This is a genomic window from Saccharothrix obliqua (assembly GCF_019375475.1).
GTDB classification, from domain to species: domain Bacteria; phylum Actinomycetota; class Actinomycetes; order Mycobacteriales; family Pseudonocardiaceae; genus Actinosynnema; species Actinosynnema obliqua.
Map to the genome: position 1 here is coordinate 38,878 of NZ_JAHXGQ010000016.1, position 19,146 is coordinate 58,023.

The window sequence follows — 19,146 nt, forward strand, 5'->3', positions numbered from 1 at the left end:
ATCCACCGATGGAGTGACGCGGCGACCTCGGCGTGCCGATGTCCTCGCCGCGCGGGTCGAGGTGCCCCGGGCTGCTGAAATCGCGACGGTCCGCGGCGTGCGTCCGGCAGACTGCCCTGCATCGTCGACGGCTGGGACAGGGGGACCCGTGGGGGTCAGGCGCATCGTGCTCGGTGTGGTGCTGGGTCTCGTGCTGGCGGGCTGCGGCGAAGGGGCGCGCACGAACGCCGAACTCTCCGCCGCGGTGCGCGACCACATCGCGGCCAACCCCGTTGGCGAGCGGCCGTTCGCGGACTTCACGGACTGGGAGTGGGACCGGCTGTACCTGTTCGACCTGACCGAGGTGGACGGCGACCGGATCGACGAGATCACCGGGTCGTCGGTCTCGCCGGGGTGGGTGAGCGGCGGGGGGTTGTTCGTGTACTTCAAGGACGACGAGGTGGTGCGGAGCGAGGTCGTGGACCACGGCGGGTACTGCTCGGGCATCTACACGCGTGCGGCCGTCGTGTCCTCGCAGTTCTCGTGCTGGCTGCGCGATCCGGCCTTCGCCCGCTTCGAGCGGTAGGGCTGTCGTTGATGATCGGAGGTGGATGAGCGGTGGACCCGATGTGGTACCGGCCCTTGTTGGACGGCCTGTTGGCGGATTCCCCGCTGACCGATCCCGCCGTGCTCCAGGACGTGCGGGATTTCTTGGTGGCGGGGGAGTACGCGCTTGCCTTCGACACCATGTGCTCCTGGATCCACGAGGACGATCTGCACATCGACGCCGCCTACTACGACCGGCTGCTGGAGATGTCGGAGGAGATGGGCTCGGAGGAACTCGTGGCGGCTATCCGCGAGCTGGTGTCCGGCCGGCCCGCCGGCTCCGGGGAGTAGGCGGTGGGCGGCGGGGCGGGCACAATCCCGCGCAGAGGCCGGGTGTGCGGGGGCGCACGGGTCGGCCATCGCTGGACCACTCGACTCAAAGGGGAGACGGGCTGTGCCGCGTTCGGAGACACCGCTGCAACCCGATGGATCGCCCTTGACCGAATTCGCCGCCGAGTTGCGGCGGTTGCGGGCCGGGGCGGGGGCGCCGCCCTACCGGGCGCTCGCCCGCGCGGCGCACTACTCGCCCTCCACGCTGGCCGACGCCGCCGGTGGTCGGCGGTTGCCGAGCCTGCCGGTGACTCTGGCCTACGTCGGTGCGTGCGGCGGGGACGTGGCCGAGTGGGAACGCCGGTGGCGCGCGGTGAGCGCCGAACTGGCGGCGGGCCCGCCGACCGCCGAGGAGGGTGAGCGCGCGCCGTACCCGGGACTGGCCGCGTTCCAGGCCGCCGACGCGGAGTGGTTCTGCGGGCGGGACGCGTTGGTCGACGAGTTGCACGCCAAGGTGGGCGCGCGGCCGTTCGTGGCGGTGTTCGGCCCGTCGGGCACGGGGAAGTCGTCACTGCTGCGCGCGGGCCTCGTGCCGCGGGTGACGGCGGCGGGCGGGGTGCCTGTGGTGTTCACGCCGGGCGTCGACCCGATGGGGGAGTGCGTGGCCCGGCTGGCGCGGGTGCTCGGCACGCGACCGGACGACGTGCGTGCCGCGCTGGCGGCGGGCCGGGTGGCGCCCGCCGGTTCCGACGAGGACGTCGTGCTGGTGGTCGACCAGTTCGAGGAGCTGTTCACGCTGTGCCCGGACCCGGCGACCCGGTCGGCGTTCGTCCACGCGCTGCTGAGCGCCGCCCGCGGCCGGTGCCGGGTGGTGGTGGGCGTGCGTGCCGACTTCTACCAGCACTGCCTGCTGGAACCCGAGCTGGCGGAGGCGTTGTGCGACGCCCAGGTCAACGTCGGGCCCATGACGGCCGAGCAGCTGTACGCGGCGATCGTGCACCCGGCCCGCCGTGCCGGGTGCGCCGTCGAAGCGGCCCTGGTGACGACGTTGGTCGCCGAAGCGCACGGGAAGGTCGGTGTGCTGCCGCTGCTGTCGCACGCGTTGCTGGAGACGTGGCGCAGGCGTCGCGGCAACACGCTCACCCTGACCGGTTTCCGGCGGACCGGCGGGATCGACGGCGCGCTCGCCAAGTCCGCCGAGTCCGTGTACGGCGCGTTGGACGGGCCGGGGCGGGCCGCGGTCCGGGGTCTGCTGCTGCGGCTGGTCGCGCTCGGCGACCAGGACACCGCGCGGCGGGTCGAGCGTGCCGAGCTGGCCGGCGCGGAGACCGTCCTGGCCGAGTTGGCCGCCGCGCGCCTGGTGGTGTTGTCCGACGAGCACGTGGAGATCAGCCACGAGGCGTTGATCGGGGCCTGGCCCCGATTACGCGACTGGCTCGCGGAGGACCGCGAGGGTCAGCGGCTGCACCGCTCCCTCACCCTCGCCGCCGCCGCGTGGCGGCAGCACGACCGCGACCCGGACCTGCTGCTGCGGGGCACGCCGCTGGCCGCCGCGGTGGAGTGGTCGGGCCGCGCCCGCGACGTCAACCACGCGGAACGCGAGTTCCTGGACGCGTGCCTGGTCGCCCGACGCGGGCAACGCCGCCGCGCCCGCCTCGTGCGTGCCCTGGTGGCGTTGGTGGCGGGGCTGCTCGTGGTGACGGCGTCCGCCGTCATCTACGCGGCCCGGACCACCGTCCCGCCCCGGCACCGCGCCTCGATGGCGTTGGACGTCACCACGGCGGCCGACGCGTTGACCGCCACCGACCCGGCGCCGGCCGCGCGGCTGCTGCTGGCGGCGCACCGGCTGAACCCGTCCGACGCGACCGCGGACCGCCTGGTCGTCGCGTCCGGCCTGGTCGACCGGGTGCCGCTGGGTGGGGAGACGCGGTCGAGACCGGTGCTGGCGCGGGGCGGCGGCCTGGCCGCGGTGTCCGAGCCGGCCACCGACACCACGAGCATCCGGGTCCTGGCGGACGGGCGCGCCACACCCGCCGCCACCGTGCCGGGCGGTCGGCTGCCCGCCCACTTCAGCGCCGACCGGCGACTCCTGATCACGCACGACGCCGAACAACGCCTGCGGCTCACCGATATCGGCGACCCGTCCCGCGTGCGGGCGTTGAGCACCGTCGACGGCCCGTTCAGCGCGGCGTGGACGACCCCGGACGGCGACCTGCTGATCGCCGTGGACACCGCCGGCGTCGCCCGGCTGCTGGACATCTCCGACCCCGCCCACCCCCGGCCGCGGGGTGCGTTGCCCGACGTCAGCACCGTGCTCGCGCTCAGCCCGGACGGGAAGCTGCTGGTGACCCTGAACCTGCGGATGGCGCCGGGCGCGCCGTACGACGAGGACCTGGAGGTCTGGGACATCTCCTCGTCGGCGTCGCCCCGGCTGCTGGGGCGGGTCGCGTCGTTCGGCGCGCCGTTCAGCTCGGCGGCGTTCGTCGGCGACGGGCGGCTGCTGACCGGCGACCTCAACGGCGGTGTGACGTTGTGGGACCTCACCGACGTCGCCGCGCCGCGCGTCCTGGGGTTGCTGCCGGTGCACCGCGGTGGGGTGGCGGCGGTGGCGGTGAGCGGTGACCGGAAGGCGGCGGTCACCGCGGGCACGACCGGTGACCTGGTGCTGTGGGAGCTGCCGGACTCGCGGGAACTGCACCGCCGGGCCGTGGTGCCGCACAGCGGCGCGGCGGTGACCGAACTCGGGTTCGCGCCGGACGACCTGAGCGTGGTCGCCGTCGGCGGGGGTGACCACGTCCACGCCGTCCGCTGGCAGCTCGACCCGGCGCGTGCGGCGGCGGTCATCTGCGCCGCCGACGGGCCGCCGCTGACGCCGGAGGTGTGGGCGCGGTACCTGCCCGACGTGCCCTACCAGCAGCCGTGCTGACGCGGTGGCCACGACCGGCGACGCGTGGGGGCGCACCGGACCGATCCGCCCGGTGCGCCCCGTGCTCGGTCAGGCGTACTCGATGGTTCCGAGGCGCAGTGACGAGTTGACGCTCGTGCAGTAGGCGTAGGACTTCTTCCAGTTGTTCTTCCACGGGCCGTAGACGATGCGCCCGTTCCGACAGAGCGCCTTCGCGCGGTACTTGTGGCTGCCACCGCAAGCAGCGCCGAAGGTGTTCTCGTCGTGCCAGGTCTCGCACGCCGCGGCGGATGACGTGCCGGGAGCGGCTGCGCCGGTCGCGGTGGCCGTACCCGCGGCGATCGGCAGCGTCAGCGCGGCGACTGCGGCGACCGCGCCCGAGGCGAGTTTCGTGGTCAGCTTGACGGACATGGTGAGTCCCCCTTTCCGAGACCGATCCTCCGGTGCGCCGACGAGCGTGTCCTTAACAACGGGCGCACTGTTCTGCGCATTGAGCGCCTATTGTCGTCGGGTGTCGGCCAGCCGCTCCCCAGGAGGCCGTGGCGCGATCGGAGGGGTTGTGAGAAACGTTTTCGACAGTGCTGACGTACCTGGTCACGAGCGTGTGGAAGCCTGGCGGCACGCTGCCGGGGACGCATTGGTGCCGACGGAATTCCACATCGCCGAACCTTCCGCGTTCACCGCGCGAATCGACGCCATGTCATTGGGAATCGCCCAGATCACCGCGATGTCGTACACGTCGCTTTCCTCGCTGCGGACGCACGGGTTGATTCGGCGATCGGACCCGGAGCTGTACCAGGTGGGTCTCGTCCGCTGCCCGAGGCGCGGGTGGCCCGGCTGATCGCGGCGCCGTTCCCGGCCACCAGCGGCATCGGTCGCCTGCCGACCCAATTCATGCTCACGTTGGCCGACCCCGACCTGCACCATCTGGGCATCGCCGCCATCGCCGCGCGCCGGGGCTTCCCGCGACCCGCCGACTTCAGCCGCGTCTTCCGGCGCGAGACGGGCGTGCCGCCCCGCGACTTCCGCTTCGCGAGCCACGTCCGCCCGGACGTCGGCTGACCGGGGTGGTCAGCCGACGTGGAAGCGAGCGCGGTGGTGGTGTGGGGGTATGGACAGGGGTCGCCCGGGCCATCGGGTCGGCGTGTCTCGCCGGTTGGGGTGATTCCTCAAGCGGGCGTGATCGGAGGTGGCGTGGAGAACGTTTTCGACAGTGCCTGGTGAGAGCGTGTGGCAGCCTGGCGGAACGCCGCCGGGGCCCCATTGGTGCCGACGGAGTTCCACGAGGTTCCGTCGCCCAGGCGAGCGGGCTGACCGGAAAGGGGAATCTGGTGTCGGAACCGGTGCAGCCCGTGCCCGCTGTTCTCCGTTCTCTCTGCGGCTCAGGCCCGCTTCCCGCGCTGGAGGGTTGCTGGGCGACGTCGGAGGTCGACCTGGACTGGGCGGCTGGTGATTTCGGTGGGGTGGTGCACGATCGGCCGAGGGCCGTAGCTCGTGTCCGTTCGGCCGGGGATGTGGTGGCGGTGCACCGGTTCGCCGTTCGCCACGGGATTCCCGTGGTGCCGAGAGCGGAGGGTCATTCCACCGGTGGGCAGGCTCAGGTCCGTGGCGGCATCGTCCTGGACGTGACCGGTCTCGCCGGGGTGTACGGGATCGAGGACGATCGCGTCGTGGTCGGGGCGGGCACGCGGTGGAGTGAGGTGGTGTCCGCGTCGCTGGCGGTCGGCAGGACGCCGCCGGTGTTGACCGACTACCTGGACCTGTCGGTCGGTGGCACGTTGTCGGTCGGCGGGCTCGGCGGCGCCACCCACCGCCACGGAGCGCAGACCGACAATGTCCTGGAACTGGACGTCGTGACACCCGACGGACGTCATGTGACCTGCTCGCCCGCCACGGCTCTGTTCGACGCGGTCCGTGCCGGCCGCGGGCGGGCGGGCACCATCCTGCGCGCCACGTTGCGCCTGGCCCCGGCCCGGCCCCATGCCGTGACCTACCGGCTGCGCTACGACTCGCTCGCGGACCTGGTTGCCGACCAACTCCTGGTGATGGCCGAGAAACGGTTCGACCACCTCGAAGGCCAGGCCAAACCCGACGGCGACCGCTGGACGTACTGCCTCGACGGCACGCGCTACGCCACCGACACGCAGCCGGACCCGGCGGTGCTCCACGGCCTGCGCCACCACGCCGAGGAGATCACCACGATCCCCTACGCCGACTTCCTCGACCGCATGGCCGACGACGTCGCCCTGCTGCGCACCCTGGGCCCGTGGCAGCACCCACACCCGTGGACCAACGTGCTGCTCCCGGCCCACGCCACCGCGGACGTCGTGTCCCAAGCCCTCAACCGACTCCGACCGGACGACATCGGCGACACCGGCGTGATCCTGCTTTACCCGTTCCCCCGCGCTCAGGTCACCACGCCACGACTGCACCTTCCCACCGCGACCACGGCCTTCCTGTTCGCAGTCCTCACAACCGCGCCACCCGACAACCCGCGCGCCCTCCACGAGATGCTGGAAGACAACCAGCAACTCCAGCACAGTGCGGTCGCCGCCGGCGGTGCCGTCTACCTGGGCAACATCCCGGGCGGCGGGCTGTCGGCCAGGACGACCTGATGCGCCTGGCCTGCGGCGAGCGCTGCCCCCGGCGGGAACGCCCGGACGTCGCGGTATCCGCCGGCGCAGATGACCGGGTCGCGGGCCGGTCGCCCGGCGGCCGAACAGTCCGCAAAAATCGTTTCCGGCCGCCCCGTTGGCGGACCGACACGGAATCACCACGGCAGTGGACAGTTTGTTCGGTTGATCGCCTGCGATGACAGGATATTCGCAAACCAATGGAATTCTGTCTCCTCACTGCTCGCGCACCCACCTTTGGCCGACACCGCCCGCCCATTCAGCCGATGCGACCGCAGAGCCATTTGCGGCAGTATCTGAGCCGTTCGGTTCAGTTCGGGTAGCCGTAAAGAGCAATCAGCGAGAGAGGGGCCTTGTCATGAAATCGGCAAACGGGTGGGTTCGACGGTTCGGCGCCGCCATGTCCGGCGTGGCACTGGTGGCCGGGTTGTCCGGTCTGGCCGTCGCGAGCGCGTCCCCGGACGTGTCCACGCGGGGTGTGGACACCCGGCAGGCCAGCCTGCGGCTGGCCGCCAACCCGGGGCTGGTCGCCAACGTCGCGAACTCGGCGACCAACAACGGCGCGCCGCTGGTGCTGTGGGGCTGGGACGGCGGGAACAACGCGCGGTGGGAGCCGGACGCGAGCCTGGACGGCTTCTACCGGTTCAGGTCGATCAACAGCGGGAGATGCCTGAACGTGCAGTACGCCTCCACCGCCGACGGTGCCCAGATCATCCAGTACGACTGCGGGGGCTCCCCGAACGAACTGTGGAAGCTGGTGCCCAAAGCGATCGGCTACCAGGTGGTCAACAAGAACAGCGGCAAGTGCCTGAACGTCGAAGGCGGCGTCGCCCAGGGGCGCAACCTGATCCAGTACACCTGTAGCCAGGGCGGCGCGACCAACGACGTGTGGCTGGTGGTGTGGGAGGCGTAGTAGCGATCCTCGCGGGCGGGATCGTCGACCAGCGCGCCACGCAGGCGTTCGGCGATCCCGCCCGACCCGCGCATGGAATCGGACGCTTAGGGAGTTGCCAGTCGCGGAGGCCGCATTTTGCGGTCACAACAGGTCGATCGGGTGATCGTGGGCGCGGCATTCCGTGAATCGGAACGCGGTAGGTGTTGCACTGGCCAATCGTGTCGACGGGAAGAGTGCTTCTCCGACGACTTCCGCTTACGAGCGCTGCTCGGGTGGCCGAGACCGGCCGAGGCGTTGAATGCGCGGTGCCGGGCGATGGATGTCGTTGGACTGATCGGTCCTGTTACGCAGCCCTCTACCGGAGGTGAGAAAGAGGCTTCCGGCCTGCGCGTCGTGGGTCTTTCGGCCTCTGTCGCCGCGCCCGTTCAGGGCAAAGCATGGATGACCGGTCGGTAACCGGCCCGGTGCCGGAGCCCGACCGGGGCAGCAGGCGTCCCTCGTTCCCGATCCGGCCTCACCCTCGATCCGGGCACGGGGGACGCGATCCGCAACGGCGGGTGGCACGGCGACGGTGGAGCACCGCGGTGCCGCACGCCCCGTCGAAACCGAGGTTACCGCATGTTCACCACGGCAGACAGACCTCACACCACATCCGGGCGGCGCTTAGCGACCCTCGGCTACGCCGCGTCCCTGGCACTGGCCCTCGCGGTGGCCGGCACCGCCCCGGCCCAGGCCGCGTTCCCCGGCGACAACGCCGAGATCTACTTCGACAACAACGACCAGATCCACTCGGTCAACCCGGACGGCACCGGCCTGACCCCGCTGACCACCTCCGACTTCGGCCCCAAGAGCCCGCGGGTCAACGCCACCGGCACCAAGGTCGCCTACCTGCGGGGCAGCGCCGACTTCGGCAACCAGGTCCACACGATGAACCCGGACGGCACCGGGCAGACCCGGATCACCACCGGTGCCGGCGCCTTCTCCTCCTCGCTGGCCTGGTCGCCCGCCGGCGACCGACTCGTCTACAGCCCCGGCGGGACGCTGACGCTGATCAACCCCGACGGCACGAACCCGACCTCCCTGGGGGTCGGCGGCGTGAACGCGTCGTGGTCCCCGAGCGGCGCCAAGATCGTCTACGCGTCCGGTGGCGACCTCTACACCATCAACCCCGACGGCACCGGGCAGGCGCTGCTGGCCGACTCGCCGTCGGGCACCTTCTACGGCATGCCGGACTGGTCCCCCGACAGCACCAAGCTCGTCTTCGGCGCGTCCACCGAGGACGGGGAGTCGTTCATCAACAGGATCTACACGATCAACGCCGACGGCACCGGCCTGACCAGCATCTCCGGTGCCAACACCAGGGACGGCGTGCCGGTCTGGTCCCCCGACGGCACCAGGATCGCCTTCGGCGACGGCACCGGACTGGCGCTGATGGACCCCGACGGCACCGACCGGACCCACCTGTTCAACCAGTTCATCAACAACCTGGATTGGGCGGCGGACCCGCCCGCGGGTGCGGACGTGTCGGTGTCGGTGGCCGATTCGGCCGACCCGGTCGCGCTGGGCGGCGACCCGTACACCTACACCGTGACCGTGGCCAACGCCGGACCCGCCGCCGCGACCGGCGTCACCGCCACCACCACCCTGTCCGGTGCCACGGGCAGCAGCATCACCGCCACGTCCTCGCAGGGCTCCTGCACGGTCTCCGCGCCGACCGTGAACTGCTCGCTCGGTTCGCTCGCGGCCTCCGCTTCGGCCACGGTGACGATCACCGTGACCCCCGCCGCGACCGGCACCGTCACCGCGACCTCCGCGGTGACCGCCACCGAGGACGACCCCGACGCCGGGAACAACACCGACGCGGAGTCGACCACGGTGAACAACGCGCTGGGATGCACGATCGTGGGCACCAACGGCAACGACACGATCACCGGCACCAACGGCGCGGACGTGATCTGCGCGCTGGGCGGCAACGACCTGATCAACGGCCGCAACGGCAACGACATCATCTACGCCGGTCCCGGTGACGATTCCAGCTACGGCGAGGACCTGCTGGGCCTGTTCGACAACGGCGCGGACACGATCTACGGCGGACCCGGCAACGACACCCTCGACGGCCAGAACGGCAACGACACCCTCATCGACCACGACGGCACCGACACCCTCTCCGGCGGTCTGGGCAACGACAGCGTCGACGTCCAGGACGGCGTCGGCGGCGACACCGCCCACGGCGGCCTGGGCACCGACACCTGCACCGTCGACACCGGCGACACCACCACCGGCTGCTGACCCCACCCCATCCGCACACCCCGCCCCTGGCCACGCCGGGGGCGGACCCGCACCAACCTCCGCTGGCCCGCGCCCGGGACCACCACCGTCGCCGGACAGGCCGCACACCCTCTCGCCGAGCCGTGCCCGGACACCCGGTCGTCACCGGCGAAGCGCGGACGTCGACCAACGCCGCCACAGGTACTGGGGTCTGCGACCCGGTGACGTCACGGATCGTGCGCACCGGCCACGTGGGCGACACTCATCGTCGGGCGCGCGGACTGCTCGTCCGCCTGCGCGCCGACGATCACCTCCGGTCGGGTACGAGGGTGGTCAGGCGGGCTGTGGCTGGATGGCCACCCGGGTGAGCGCGACGGTCAGCCGGAGCACGGCGTCGAGCTTGCCGTCGCCGTCCTCGTCGGTGTCCAGTAGTTCGTACTCCGTGCCGAGCAACGTGGCGGTGTCGCCACGCTCGCTGAGCCAACGGGCGGCCGAGGCGAACACCGCGGCGGTGTTCGGGCCGGAGATGGTCACCAGAGTGGCCGGCTCGACCTCCACTTCCACAGCGCCGGCCCGCACGTCGGTGTTCGCGGTCACCGTCATCAGAGATCAGCCTTCCTCACTTGTCTTGATGCTGACACCACAGCCGGGGCCGGGTGGGGTGGGCCTTCCGCCACGCGGAGACATGCGAGGACCCCTCCCGCCCGTCGCAACGAGGGACCTTATGCCGATTCCACTCCCACGAAGCTTTCCCGGAGGTAGTCGTGGACTGCCTGTTCAGGCACCCGGAAGGACCGGCCGACCCTGATCGCCGGCAGGTGGCCGGAGTGGACCAGTCGGTAGACCGTCATCTTGCTCACCCGCATCACCGCCGCGACCTCGGGCACGGTCAGAAAGACCACCTCACCGCGAGGGCGTCCTTCAGCAGTCATCAACGTCACCTGTCTCTTGTCAGCGTGGGCAGGTGTCTTCCTCGCACCACCTGCCCTCGACCGCCGTTCAGGCTACCGAATGTGAACGAGCGGTCGCTATATGTGTACGCCAAACGGGGTCCTGTCTGCCGCCGGTGACCAGCAGCGACCGCCTCAAGCGATCCGGCTCTGTCCAGTGCCGGGGTCGGCCGGCTGTCCGAGGCCGTCGCACCTATGGGGCTGACCGGGAGATCGAGCCGCGAGTGGAGGCGGGAGCCGACGGGTGGGAGCGCCTGCGCTGAACTCGCGCACGTGCGTCGAGTTCACCCCCGCCCGGCCATGACGAACAGAGTCGGGCCAGGAGCGCCGGGCCGTGGCGGTGGCCAGGCGGGTGAGTCGGCAGGCCACGTGGCCGCGAGCAAGCGGGGCGCGGTGCGCAGAGCCGCGTGGTACATCCCGGCGGTAGGCGGCGACCGCGTCGAGTCGCTCGCCGGTGACGTCGTTGTAGGCGGGAATGCCGCGGCATCCGCTGGGGGTGGTCAGCCGATGTGGAAGCGGAGCGCGGTGGTGGTGCGCGGGTCCAGGACGGGGGCCGCCCGGGTCAGCAGGTCCAGCAGTTCGGCGCGTCTCGCCGGGTTCGGCTGGGAGTAGGTCGTCGCGGCGGTGGAGAGCCAGGACCCGATGTCGGTCCGGGCGTGGCCGCGTAGTTCGACGTCCTGGTCGTCGACCAGGCGCAGGTCGTGCGCCAGGCGGCACCACGGGTCGTGCTCGCGGAGCAGGAGGACGGCGGCCCGGCGCACGTGGGCGGGGTGGGTCGGGGCGAGCAGGTCGCGCAGCAGGGACTCGTCCAGCGTGGCGGCGCGGGGGCGTTGGTGGGTCACGACCTGGCGGACCACGGCGGGGGACGGGTCGGTGAGCAGGTAAGCCAGGTCGGACTCGTCGCCCAGCCTGCGCAGCGCCCGCACGGCCTCGAACCGCACGCGGGCGGTGGGGTCGGCCAGCAGGGGCCGCAGCAGGGCGCGGTCGGCGGCGGTTCCGGTCTCGCCCAGGCCGGCCACCGCGGTGGGCCGATCGGCGAGGGCGGCGCGGTACCGGGTGGCCGGGTCGGTGCCCGCCCGGCGCTCGGCGGCCTGCGCGGTGGCCCGGACCAGGGGGCTGCGGTCCAGCAGGGCGCTCGGCTCGCGGTCGCCGGCGAGCGCGAGCGTGTGCACGGCGGCGGCGCGGATGGCGGCGGTGCGGGAGGCACGCAGGCGGCGCACCGGGCCGAGGTCGCCCGCGTCGCGGGCCCGGCGGATGACCTCGTCCGCGCACGCCACGCGGGTCGGCAGGTCGGGATCGCGCAACGCGGCCTCCAGCAGCCGGCGCGGACCCAGCCGCCCCGTCTCCCGGCCCGCCTGGTGGGCGATCCGGCGCGTGCGGTGGTCGGGCGCGGTCAGCCCGGCGAGCAGGAACTCGCGCGGCCCGTCCCGCAGCAGCGCACGCAGCTCGTCGGCGAGCCACCGGCCGCCCTCGCGCTCCTCCAGCGTGAACGCGACCCGCCCCAGCTCGGGCAGCGCCGCGGGCGCGGCCAACCGGTGTCGGCACGCCAGCCGGGCCCGGTCGCGGACCTGCGGCACCCAGTCCGCCGCGCGCAGCGCGAGCACCGGCGCGAACAACGCGTCCGGCAGCTCGCCCACCCGCGCCACCGCGGCCTCCCGCACGTGGCCGTCCGGGTGGCACCCGGCCAGCACCAGGGCCAGCCGCGCCGGCGGACCCTGGGCCAGCAGCTCGACGGTCTCCCGCGTCCAGCGCGGCGTGCTGCCCCAGTGGCTGCGGGTGGCGGCGTCCAGCGCACGCCACACCCGCGGCCCGGCGCCGGTCAGCAGCCGCTCGGCCGACCCGACCAGCTCCGCGTCGCCCGACCGCGCGGTGGACAGCAGGAGCATGGCGAACGCGTGGAGCCGGCCGGCGCGCAACGCGGCGACCAGGTCGTCGACGGCGGGCACGACCGGCGGGCGGTGGTCCCGCGAGGTCGGCGGCGGCGCGGGTCGGCGGCGCAACCGCCGCAGCAGGTGCTCACCGAGCGACGCCATCGGGACTTCCCTCCGCTGTGGACCGGCGTAGAGCGTACGGACCCGGGATCACCGGTCGGTGTGGGCACGCAGCCACCGGGTCAGGGCCTCGGGGTAGCCGGGCGCGAGGCGGGTGCCGTCGTCCACCCGGACGCGGTGGTCGGCGTGCGGGAACACGTGCACCATCAGCGACGCCGCGTGGTGCCGGTCGGGGTGGCACGCGGCGGCGGTGTAGGCGCGGACGCTGTCGGCGACCGGCACCAGCGGGTCGGCCCCGCCGAAGACCGCCAGCAGCGGGCAGCGCAGGCCCAGCAGGTCGGGCACCGGGTCGTGGTCCTGCTTGCGCTTGGTGAACGTCCACAGCCGCTCGTCCACGCCCTCCCAGTAGTCGTCGAAGATCGCCGGCATGGGCGTGGCCCGCAGCACGCGGGTCGCCGAGGCCAGGTCGAGGTCGCGGCGGCCGACCTCCACCACGCGGTCGTAGGCGGCCAGGGTGGCGGCGACGGCCGCCGGTTCGCCGCCACGCAGCGACGTGGCCAGGGCGTGCCGGTCCTGGACGGCCGGGCGCACGCCGGGGCAGCCGCTGGTGACCACCCACGGCACGTCGTCGCGACCGGTCGCGGCACGCAGCACCACCCAGCCGCCCTCGCTGTGGCCGAGCAGCCCCGACGCCTCGGCCCGCACCCCGGGTCGGGACCGCAGGAAGTCCAGGGCGGCGGACGCGTCGCCCGCCAGGCCGTCGATCGTGGTGTCCCGCCAGTCGCCGGAGGAACCGCCGACACCGCGCTTGTCGTAGGACAGCACGGCGAACCCGGCGTCCACCAGGTGCCGGTGCAGCGCCGGGAAGTGCGTGTCGTTGTGCCGGTCCGCCGAACCCGGCCCGCTCACCGTGACGACACCCGGCGCGGGCCCGCCGCCCGGCACGGTGAGGGTGCCCGCGAGGACCACCGACCCGTTGCTGAACGTGATCTCCTCGCCCATGCCGGCCAGTCTGGCAGGGCCACTCAGTCCTCGGGCGGCTCCACGCCGTTCCGGTCCGCCCACGCCAGCAACGGTTCCAGGGAGAACACCGCGTCGTCGATACCGGCGTGCAGGTCGCCCAGTTCGGAGAACCGCACGGGCACCGTGGCGATGGTCAGGTCACGCGGGTCGACGTCCGGGATCTCGTCCCACCGCACGGGCGCGGACACGGTGGCCTCCGGCACGCCCCGCACCGAGTAGGCCGCGGCGATCGTGTGGTCACGCGTGTTCTGGTTGTAGTCCAGGAACAGCTTGGCCGGGTCGCGGTCGCGCCGCCACCACGTCGTGGTCACGTCGTCCGGCGCACGCCGCTCCACCTCCCGCGCGAACGCCAGCGCCGCCCGCCGCACGTCCGCGAACCCCCACTCCGGCTTGATCCGCACGTACACGTGCAGGCCGCGCCCGCCGGAGGTCTTCGGCCACCCGACCGCGCCCAGCTCGGCCAGCACCTCGCGCACCACGCCGGCGACCCGCCGCACCCGGGAGAACGGGCAGTCCGGCATGGGGTCGAGGTCGATGCGCCACTCGTCGGGCCGCTCGGTGTCGGCGGCACGCGAGTTCCACGGGTGGAACTCCACGGTGGACATCTGCACCGCCCACACGACGTCGGCGATGTCGGTCACGCACAGCTCGTCGGCGTACCGGTGGTAACGCGGGAAGTGCACCCGCACGGTCCGCACCCACGGCGGCGCGCCCGCGGGCAGCCGCTTCTGGTGCACCTTCTCGCCGGTCACCCCGGACGGGAACCGGTGCATCATGCAGGGCCGGTCGCGCAGGGCGCGCACGACGCCGTCCGCGACGGACAGGTAGTAGCGGGCGAGGTCGAGCTTGGTCTCGCCGCGTGCCGGGAAGTACACGCGGTCCGGGTGGGAGATCCGCACGACGCGGTCGCCGACCTCCAGCTCCACCGCAGGCGACTGGCCCATGCCGGAAACCTAACCCGGATCGCGCCCGCGCGCGGGTCGCCGCCCGCCGCCCGCCGTTCACCAAGGGTTCACGTCGTGCTGTCCCGTTCGCGCGTCAAACGAGGCGGGACCACTGCAAGATCGCTCTCGAACGCGTGACGGAGGTCAGGTGAGCGGTGTGAAGCGCCGGGTGTCCATCGGCTCGGCGGTGGTGTTGGTGCTCGCCGTCGCGGCGGTGGTCGTGTGGGGCCGGGGTGGCGACACCCCGGCCGGCGAGGGGTTGACGAAGGTCCGCGGCGTGATCGGCTCGGAGAAGCAGGCGTTCTTCACCGACCCGCGGGTCGTGGCCGCGTTCGCCCGGCACGGCCTCGACGTGGAGGTCGACACCGCCGGGTCGCGGCAGATCGCCACCACCGTCGACCTCGACCGGTACGAGTTCGCGTTCCCGTCGTCCTCGCCCGCCGCGCAGCGGATCCAGCGCGACCGCGGGATCACCACCGCCCACACGCCGTTCCAGTCGCCGATGGCGGTGGCCACGTTCGAGCCGATCGCCGCGCTGCTGGCCGACGCGGGCGTGGTGCGCGCGGGCGCGGGCGGGTACCAGGTGCTCGACATCGCCCGGTACCTGGAGCTGACGGCCGCGGGCACCCGGTGGGACCAACTGCCCGGCAACACCGCCTACCCGGCGCGCAAGAACGTCCTGATCACCACGACCGACCCGCGCGAGTCGAACTCGGCCGCCATGTACCTGGCGATCACCTCGTTCGTGGCCAACGGTGACGCCGTGGTCAGCGGCCCCGAGCAGGAGGCGCGGGTGCTGCCCGCCGTCACGAAGTTGTTCCTGGACCAGGGTTACACGCAGAACAGCACCGAGGGCCCGTTCGAGGACTACCTCGCCGCGGGCATGGGCAAGACGCCGCTGGCGCTGGTCTACGAGTCGCAGTACGTGGGCCGCCGGCTGCGGGGCGACGGCTCGATCCGCCCCGACATGCGGATGCTCTACACCGCGCCGACCGTGTACTCCAAGCACACGCTGGTCCCGTTGTCCGGCAACGGGGACCGGGTCGGGCAGCTGCTGACCACCGACCCCGAGCTGGGCGGGCTCGCCGCGTCCTTCGGCTTCCGCACCAACGACCCGCGGGTGTTCGCCGACGTGCTGGCGCGGGCGGGCGAGTCCGCGCCCGCGGAGCTGGTGGACGCGGTGGAGCCGCCGTCGTTCGAGACGCTGGAGCGGATGCTCGACGAGGTCGGGAAGCGCTACTGATGGACGATTTCGCGTTGCACCCGCCGGAGCCGGTGGCGGCCGTCCCCGCGGACCGCGCCGCGGGCCTGATCGCGTTGAGCCAGGACACCCGGGACGCCATCGGGCGTCGCGCCGAGCGGTTCGCCGCCCGCCTGGGCGAGCTGGACGTGCGCTCGCCCGGGTTCACCGACGCGTTGGACGAGCTGCTGGCGGTGGGCGAGGCGGACATGCGCGCGGCTGCGGGGGTGGCGGGCGCGTTGCTGGACCGCTCGGTCCGCGCGCTGCGTGACGCGTCCTCGCCGCGGGAGCACGTCACGGTCAGCCTCGCCGAGCTGCGCCGCACGGTCGCCGTGCTGGACCCGGCGAAGCTGCCGCTGACCGGGCGCAAGCTGCTGGGCCTGTTCCCCGCGGCGAACGCCGCGAAGCGGGCGCTGGACCGGTACCGCGCCGCGAACGAGCCGGTGCACGCGCTGGTGGTGGACCTGCGTGCCCGGCAGGACGTGCTGCGCCGCGACAACGCCGCGATCAAGGGCGAGCGGGAGCGGCTGTGGCGGACCATGGGCGGCCTCGCCGAAGCCGCCGCGTTCGCCGAGGCGGTGGACGCGGCCGTGGAGCGGCAGGCGGGTGTGCTCGACGTGGCCGACCCGCTGCGGGCGCGTGCGTTGCGCGCCGACGCCCAGTACCCGATCCGGCAGCGCCACCAGGACCTGCTGACCCAGCTCGCGGTCAGCGCGCAGGGCTACCTGGCGCTGGACCTGGTGCGGCGCAACAACGACGAGCTGATCCGCGGCGTGGAGCGGGCGGCGACCACCACCGTGTCGGCGTTGCGGGTGGCGGTGCTGGTCAGCGGCGCGCTGGCGAGCCGCCGCGACGTGCTGGACGAGGTCGCCGCGCTCCGGGCCACCACCGACGGCCTGATCCGCGCCAACGCCGACCTGCTGGACCTGGAGGCCGCCGAGGTCCACCGCGCGAGCGCCGACCCGGCGGTGGCCGCGGCGACGATCCGGTCCTCGTTCGACCGGATCTACGCGGCGCTGGACGCCGTCGACGGCTACCGCGCCGACGCGGTGCGCGGCATGTCCGCGACCGTCGAGGCGCTGTCCGCGGAGATCCACCGCGCCGAAGCACACCTGCGCCGCTCGCACGACGTGACGGCCGCCGAGGGGGACCGATGAGGAAGGCGCTCGCGTTCGCGCTGGCCGCCGCGCTGCTGGCCGGGTGCTCCACCGACGCCGGAGGTCCGGCGGACCCGGCGCGCCCGCCGGAGCCGGCCGTGCTGCGGGTGCTGGCGGGCAGCGAACTCGCCGACATGGCGCCGCTGCTGGACGAGGCGGCGAAGGCGACCGGGGTGACCGTGGAGTTCACCTTCACCGGCACGCTGGAGGGCGTGGAGACGCTGGCGACCGGTGGCGCGGACGGCCGGTACGACGCGGTGTGGTTCTCCTCCAACCGCTACCCGGCCGGTGTGCCGGAGGCGGCGCGGCGGCTGGGCAACCAGGTCAAGGTCATGGCCTCGCCGGTGGTGCTGGGCCTGGCGGAGTCGACCGCGCGGCGGCTGGGCTGGGCGGACCGGCGGGTCGGGTGGGGCGAGATCGCCGAGCAGGCGGGCCGGCGGGCGTTCACCTACGGCATGACCGACCCGTCCGCGTCGAACTCCGGTTTCTCCGCGCTGGTCGGCGTGGCGTCGGCGCTCGCGGGCGCGGGCCGGGCGGTGGACGCGGGCCAGATCGCCGCCGTGACGCCGGAGCTGACCGCGTTCTTCGGCGCGCAGGCGTTGTCGGCCGGGTCGTCGGGCTGGCTGTCCGACGCCTACCAGCGGCGCGCCACCGGCCAGGACCCCGGCCCGAAGATCGACGGGCTGGTCAACTACGAGTCGGTGCTGCTGTCCCTCAACGCCGCCGGCGGGCTGCCCGAACCGCTCACCCTGATCCACCCGGTCGACGGCGTGGTGACCGCCGACTACCCGCTGACCCTGCTCGCCGGCTCCGGCGACGCCGCGCGTGCGGCCCACCAGCGGCTGACCGACCACCTGCGCACGCCGGAGGTGCAGCGGCGCATCGCGGACACCACCCACCGCCGGCCGGTCGTGCCCGGTGTCGACCTCGGCACGCCGTTCGCACCCGCGGACCTGGTGGAGCTGCCGTTCCCGGCGACGCGGGAGGCGGTGGACGCGTTGCTGTCGGCGTACTTCAACAAGCTGCGGCGGCCCTCGCGCACGCTGTACGTGGTGGACGTGTCCGGCTCGATGGCGGGTGACCGGATCGCGTCGCTGCGTTCCGCGCTGGTGGGCCTGACCGGCGCGGACGACTCGCTCACCGGCCGGTTCCGGCAGTTCCGCAACCGGGAGGAGGTCACCGTCCTGCCGTTCAGCTCCACGCCGGGGGCGCCGGAGGTGTTCACCGTGCCCGAGGAGCACCCGGAGGCGGTGCTCGCCGGGATCAGGCGGTTCGCGGAGGGGCTGGAGGCCGACGGCGGCACGGCGATCTACGACAGCCTCGACCACGCGTACCGGCAGCTCGGACCGGCGGTGGCCGCCGACCCGGACCGGTTTCACTCGATCGTGTTGATGACGGACGGGGAGAACGCCAACGGCAAGGACTTCGCGGCGTTCCGGGCGTCGTTCGGCTCGGTGCCCGCGCCGGTGCGGCAGGTGCCGGTGTTCACCGTGCTGTTCGGCGAGGGCAGCAGCGCCGAGCTGACCGAGGTCGCCGCGATGACCGGCGGCAAGGTGTTCGACGCGCGCCGAGGTCCGCTGGCCGAGGTGTTCCAGGAGATCCGCGGGTACCAGTGACGCGTTACCTCGGCTCGACCAGGAACCTCGCCGGCTGCGTCGGCGGGCTGCTCGGCGTGGGGCTGCACCTGCTCGGCCTGGTGGGCGCGTGGTGGCCGCTGGTCGTGGTCGCCCTGTACACCGCGGGCGCGTTGCTCGCGCCGCCGGAGAAGGCGCGGCCGGTGTCCGTCGACGCCGCGACCGAGGCCGACCGGGTGCGGGCGGAGCTGGACGAGCTGGTGGCGGGGTCCTCCGCGCTGCCGGGGGCCGCGGCGGACGGCGTGCGGCGGGTCGCGGACCTGCTGCGGGACGTGCTGGCGCGACCCGACCGGCTGGCCGCCGACCCGGACCTGCGGCACGAGCTGGTCCGGTTGGCCCGCACCGACCTGCCGCTGTCCGTGCGGACCTACCTGGACCTGCCGCGGTGGCTCGCGACCCGGGAGACGGGTGACGGACCGGGTGCGGAGGAGGAGCTGGTCACCCAGCTCGGCCTGCTGGAGCGGCAGGCGCACCGGCTGGCGGAGCGGTGCTACGCGGACGACGTGCACCGGCAGGCCGACCACACCCGGTACCTGCGCGGGCACGACGACTGACCGGAGGACCTGTCCTCGAACCGCCCCCCGCCGGGCGTGGGGAGGACGGTGGTCGGGCGGGGGCCTATCTTTCAGGCAGGCTCCCTGAAAGTTTCGA

18 protein-coding genes are annotated in these 19,146 nt (G+C 73.2%); 11 read left to right on the forward strand and 7 right to left on the reverse strand.

Going from position 1 to position 19,146, the window contains the following annotated elements; genetic code table 11:
• Positions 1-148: 148 nt before the first annotated feature.
• The 3 genes from KZQ38_RS33175 (at position 149) to KZQ38_RS33185 (ending at position 3,781) form a co-directional block, all read left to right on the forward strand.
• Positions 149-565 carry a hypothetical protein gene (locus tag KZQ38_RS33175; RefSeq protein ID WP_219447968.1) on the forward strand — a complete coding sequence of 139 codons (417 nt, stop codon included), beginning with the start codon at positions 149-151 and terminating at the stop codon, positions 563-565.
• A gap of 41 nt (positions 566-606) precedes the next feature.
• Entirely contained in the window at positions 607-876 is a 270-nt protein-coding gene (locus tag KZQ38_RS33180) for a MafI family immunity protein (protein WP_257902857.1), read from the forward strand.
• 145 nt (positions 877-1,021) lie between these two features.
• Positions 1,022-3,781: an nSTAND1 domain-containing NTPase gene (locus KZQ38_RS33185; protein WP_219447970.1), complete on the forward strand. Its 2,760-nt coding sequence runs from the start codon at positions 1,022-1,024 to the stop codon at positions 3,779-3,781.
• Positions 3,782-3,850: 69 nt separating this feature from the next.
• Here KZQ38_RS33185 and KZQ38_RS33190 read toward each other — a convergent pair whose 3' ends face one another.
• A complete protein-coding gene (locus tag KZQ38_RS33190) occupies positions 3,851-4,171 on the reverse strand; it encodes a hypothetical protein (RefSeq protein ID WP_219447971.1) in 321 nt (106 codons plus the stop codon).
• A gap of 183 nt (positions 4,172-4,354) precedes the next feature.
• Complete coding sequence (locus KZQ38_RS33195; protein WP_219447972.1) at positions 4,355-4,498, reverse strand: hypothetical protein; 144 nt, start codon at positions 4,496-4,498, stop codon at positions 4,355-4,357.
• Positions 4,499-4,588: 90 nt separating this feature from the next.
• Between KZQ38_RS33195 and KZQ38_RS33200 the strand changes: the two genes are divergently transcribed.
• The 4 genes from KZQ38_RS33200 to KZQ38_RS33215 all read left to right on the forward strand — a co-directional run bounded on the left by KZQ38_RS33200 (position 4,589) and on the right by KZQ38_RS33215 (position 9,577).
• Entirely contained in the window at positions 4,589-4,822 is a 234-nt protein-coding gene (locus KZQ38_RS33200) for a hypothetical protein (protein WP_219447973.1), read from the forward strand.
• A 404-nt stretch (positions 4,823-5,226) separates the two neighbouring features.
• The gene (locus tag KZQ38_RS33205; protein WP_219447974.1) at positions 5,227-6,375 is read left to right on the forward strand and encodes an FAD-binding protein; all 1,149 of its coding nucleotides are present in this window, start codon (positions 5,227-5,229) and stop codon (positions 6,373-6,375) included.
• Between the two features lie 418 nt (positions 6,376-6,793).
• The gene (locus tag KZQ38_RS33210) at positions 6,794-7,306 is read left to right on the forward strand and encodes an RICIN domain-containing protein (RefSeq protein WP_219447975.1); all 513 of its coding nucleotides are present in this window, start codon (positions 6,794-6,796) and stop codon (positions 7,304-7,306) included.
• Between the two features lie 600 nt (positions 7,307-7,906).
• The gene (locus KZQ38_RS33215) at positions 7,907-9,577 is read left to right on the forward strand and encodes a CARDB domain-containing protein (RefSeq protein WP_219447976.1); all 1,671 of its coding nucleotides are present in this window, start codon (positions 7,907-7,909) and stop codon (positions 9,575-9,577) included.
• A 312-nt stretch (positions 9,578-9,889) separates the two neighbouring features.
• Here the strand turns inward: KZQ38_RS33215 and KZQ38_RS33220 are convergent, their stop codons facing one another.
• The 5 genes from KZQ38_RS33220 to ligD all read right to left on the reverse strand — a co-directional run bounded on the left by KZQ38_RS33220 (position 9,890) and on the right by ligD (position 14,464).
• Complete coding sequence (locus KZQ38_RS33220; RefSeq protein ID WP_219447977.1) at positions 9,890-10,159, reverse strand: hypothetical protein; 270 nt, start codon at positions 10,157-10,159, stop codon at positions 9,890-9,892.
• 119 nt (positions 10,160-10,278) lie between these two features.
• Positions 10,279-10,488 (reverse strand): helix-turn-helix domain-containing protein, encoded by a 210-nt coding sequence (locus KZQ38_RS33225; protein ID WP_219447978.1) that lies wholly within the window; start codon positions 10,486-10,488, stop codon positions 10,279-10,281.
• Between the two features lie 518 nt (positions 10,489-11,006).
• Entirely contained in the window at positions 11,007-12,539 is a 1,533-nt protein-coding gene (locus tag KZQ38_RS33230; RefSeq protein ID WP_257902839.1) for a HEAT repeat domain-containing protein, read from the reverse strand.
• Between the two features lie 48 nt (positions 12,540-12,587).
• Entirely contained in the window at positions 12,588-13,499 is a 912-nt protein-coding gene (locus KZQ38_RS33235) for an alpha/beta hydrolase family protein (protein WP_219447979.1), read from the reverse strand.
• A gap of 23 nt (positions 13,500-13,522) precedes the next feature.
• The gene (gene ligD, locus KZQ38_RS33240; RefSeq protein WP_219447980.1) at positions 13,523-14,464 is read right to left on the reverse strand and encodes a non-homologous end-joining DNA ligase; all 942 of its coding nucleotides are present in this window, start codon (positions 14,462-14,464) and stop codon (positions 13,523-13,525) included.
• Between the two features lie 157 nt (positions 14,465-14,621).
• Here ligD and KZQ38_RS33245 point away from each other — a divergent pair, with 157 nt between their 5' ends.
• The 4 genes from KZQ38_RS33245 to KZQ38_RS33260 are packed head-to-tail and all read left to right on the forward strand — an operon-like array spanning position 14,622 to position 19,049.
• Positions 14,622-15,707: a hypothetical protein gene (locus KZQ38_RS33245; protein WP_219448056.1), complete on the forward strand. Its 1,086-nt coding sequence runs from the start codon at positions 14,622-14,624 to the stop codon at positions 15,705-15,707.
• On the forward strand, positions 15,707-16,861 hold the full coding sequence (locus tag KZQ38_RS33250) for a toxic anion resistance protein (protein ID WP_219447981.1): 1,155 nt from the start codon (positions 15,707-15,709) through the stop codon (positions 16,859-16,861). The genes KZQ38_RS33245 and KZQ38_RS33250 overlap by 1 nt, the downstream gene beginning before the upstream one ends.
• A complete protein-coding gene (locus tag KZQ38_RS33255; RefSeq protein ID WP_219447982.1) occupies positions 16,858-18,477 on the forward strand; it encodes a substrate-binding domain-containing protein in 1,620 nt (539 codons plus the stop codon). Before KZQ38_RS33250 ends, KZQ38_RS33255 begins: the two co-directional genes overlap by 4 nt.
• Positions 18,474-19,049: a hypothetical protein gene (locus KZQ38_RS33260; RefSeq protein WP_219447983.1), complete on the forward strand. Its 576-nt coding sequence runs from the start codon at positions 18,474-18,476 to the stop codon at positions 19,047-19,049. The genes KZQ38_RS33255 and KZQ38_RS33260 overlap by 4 nt, the downstream gene beginning before the upstream one ends.
• The last annotated feature ends 97 nt before the right edge of the window (positions 19,050-19,146 follow it).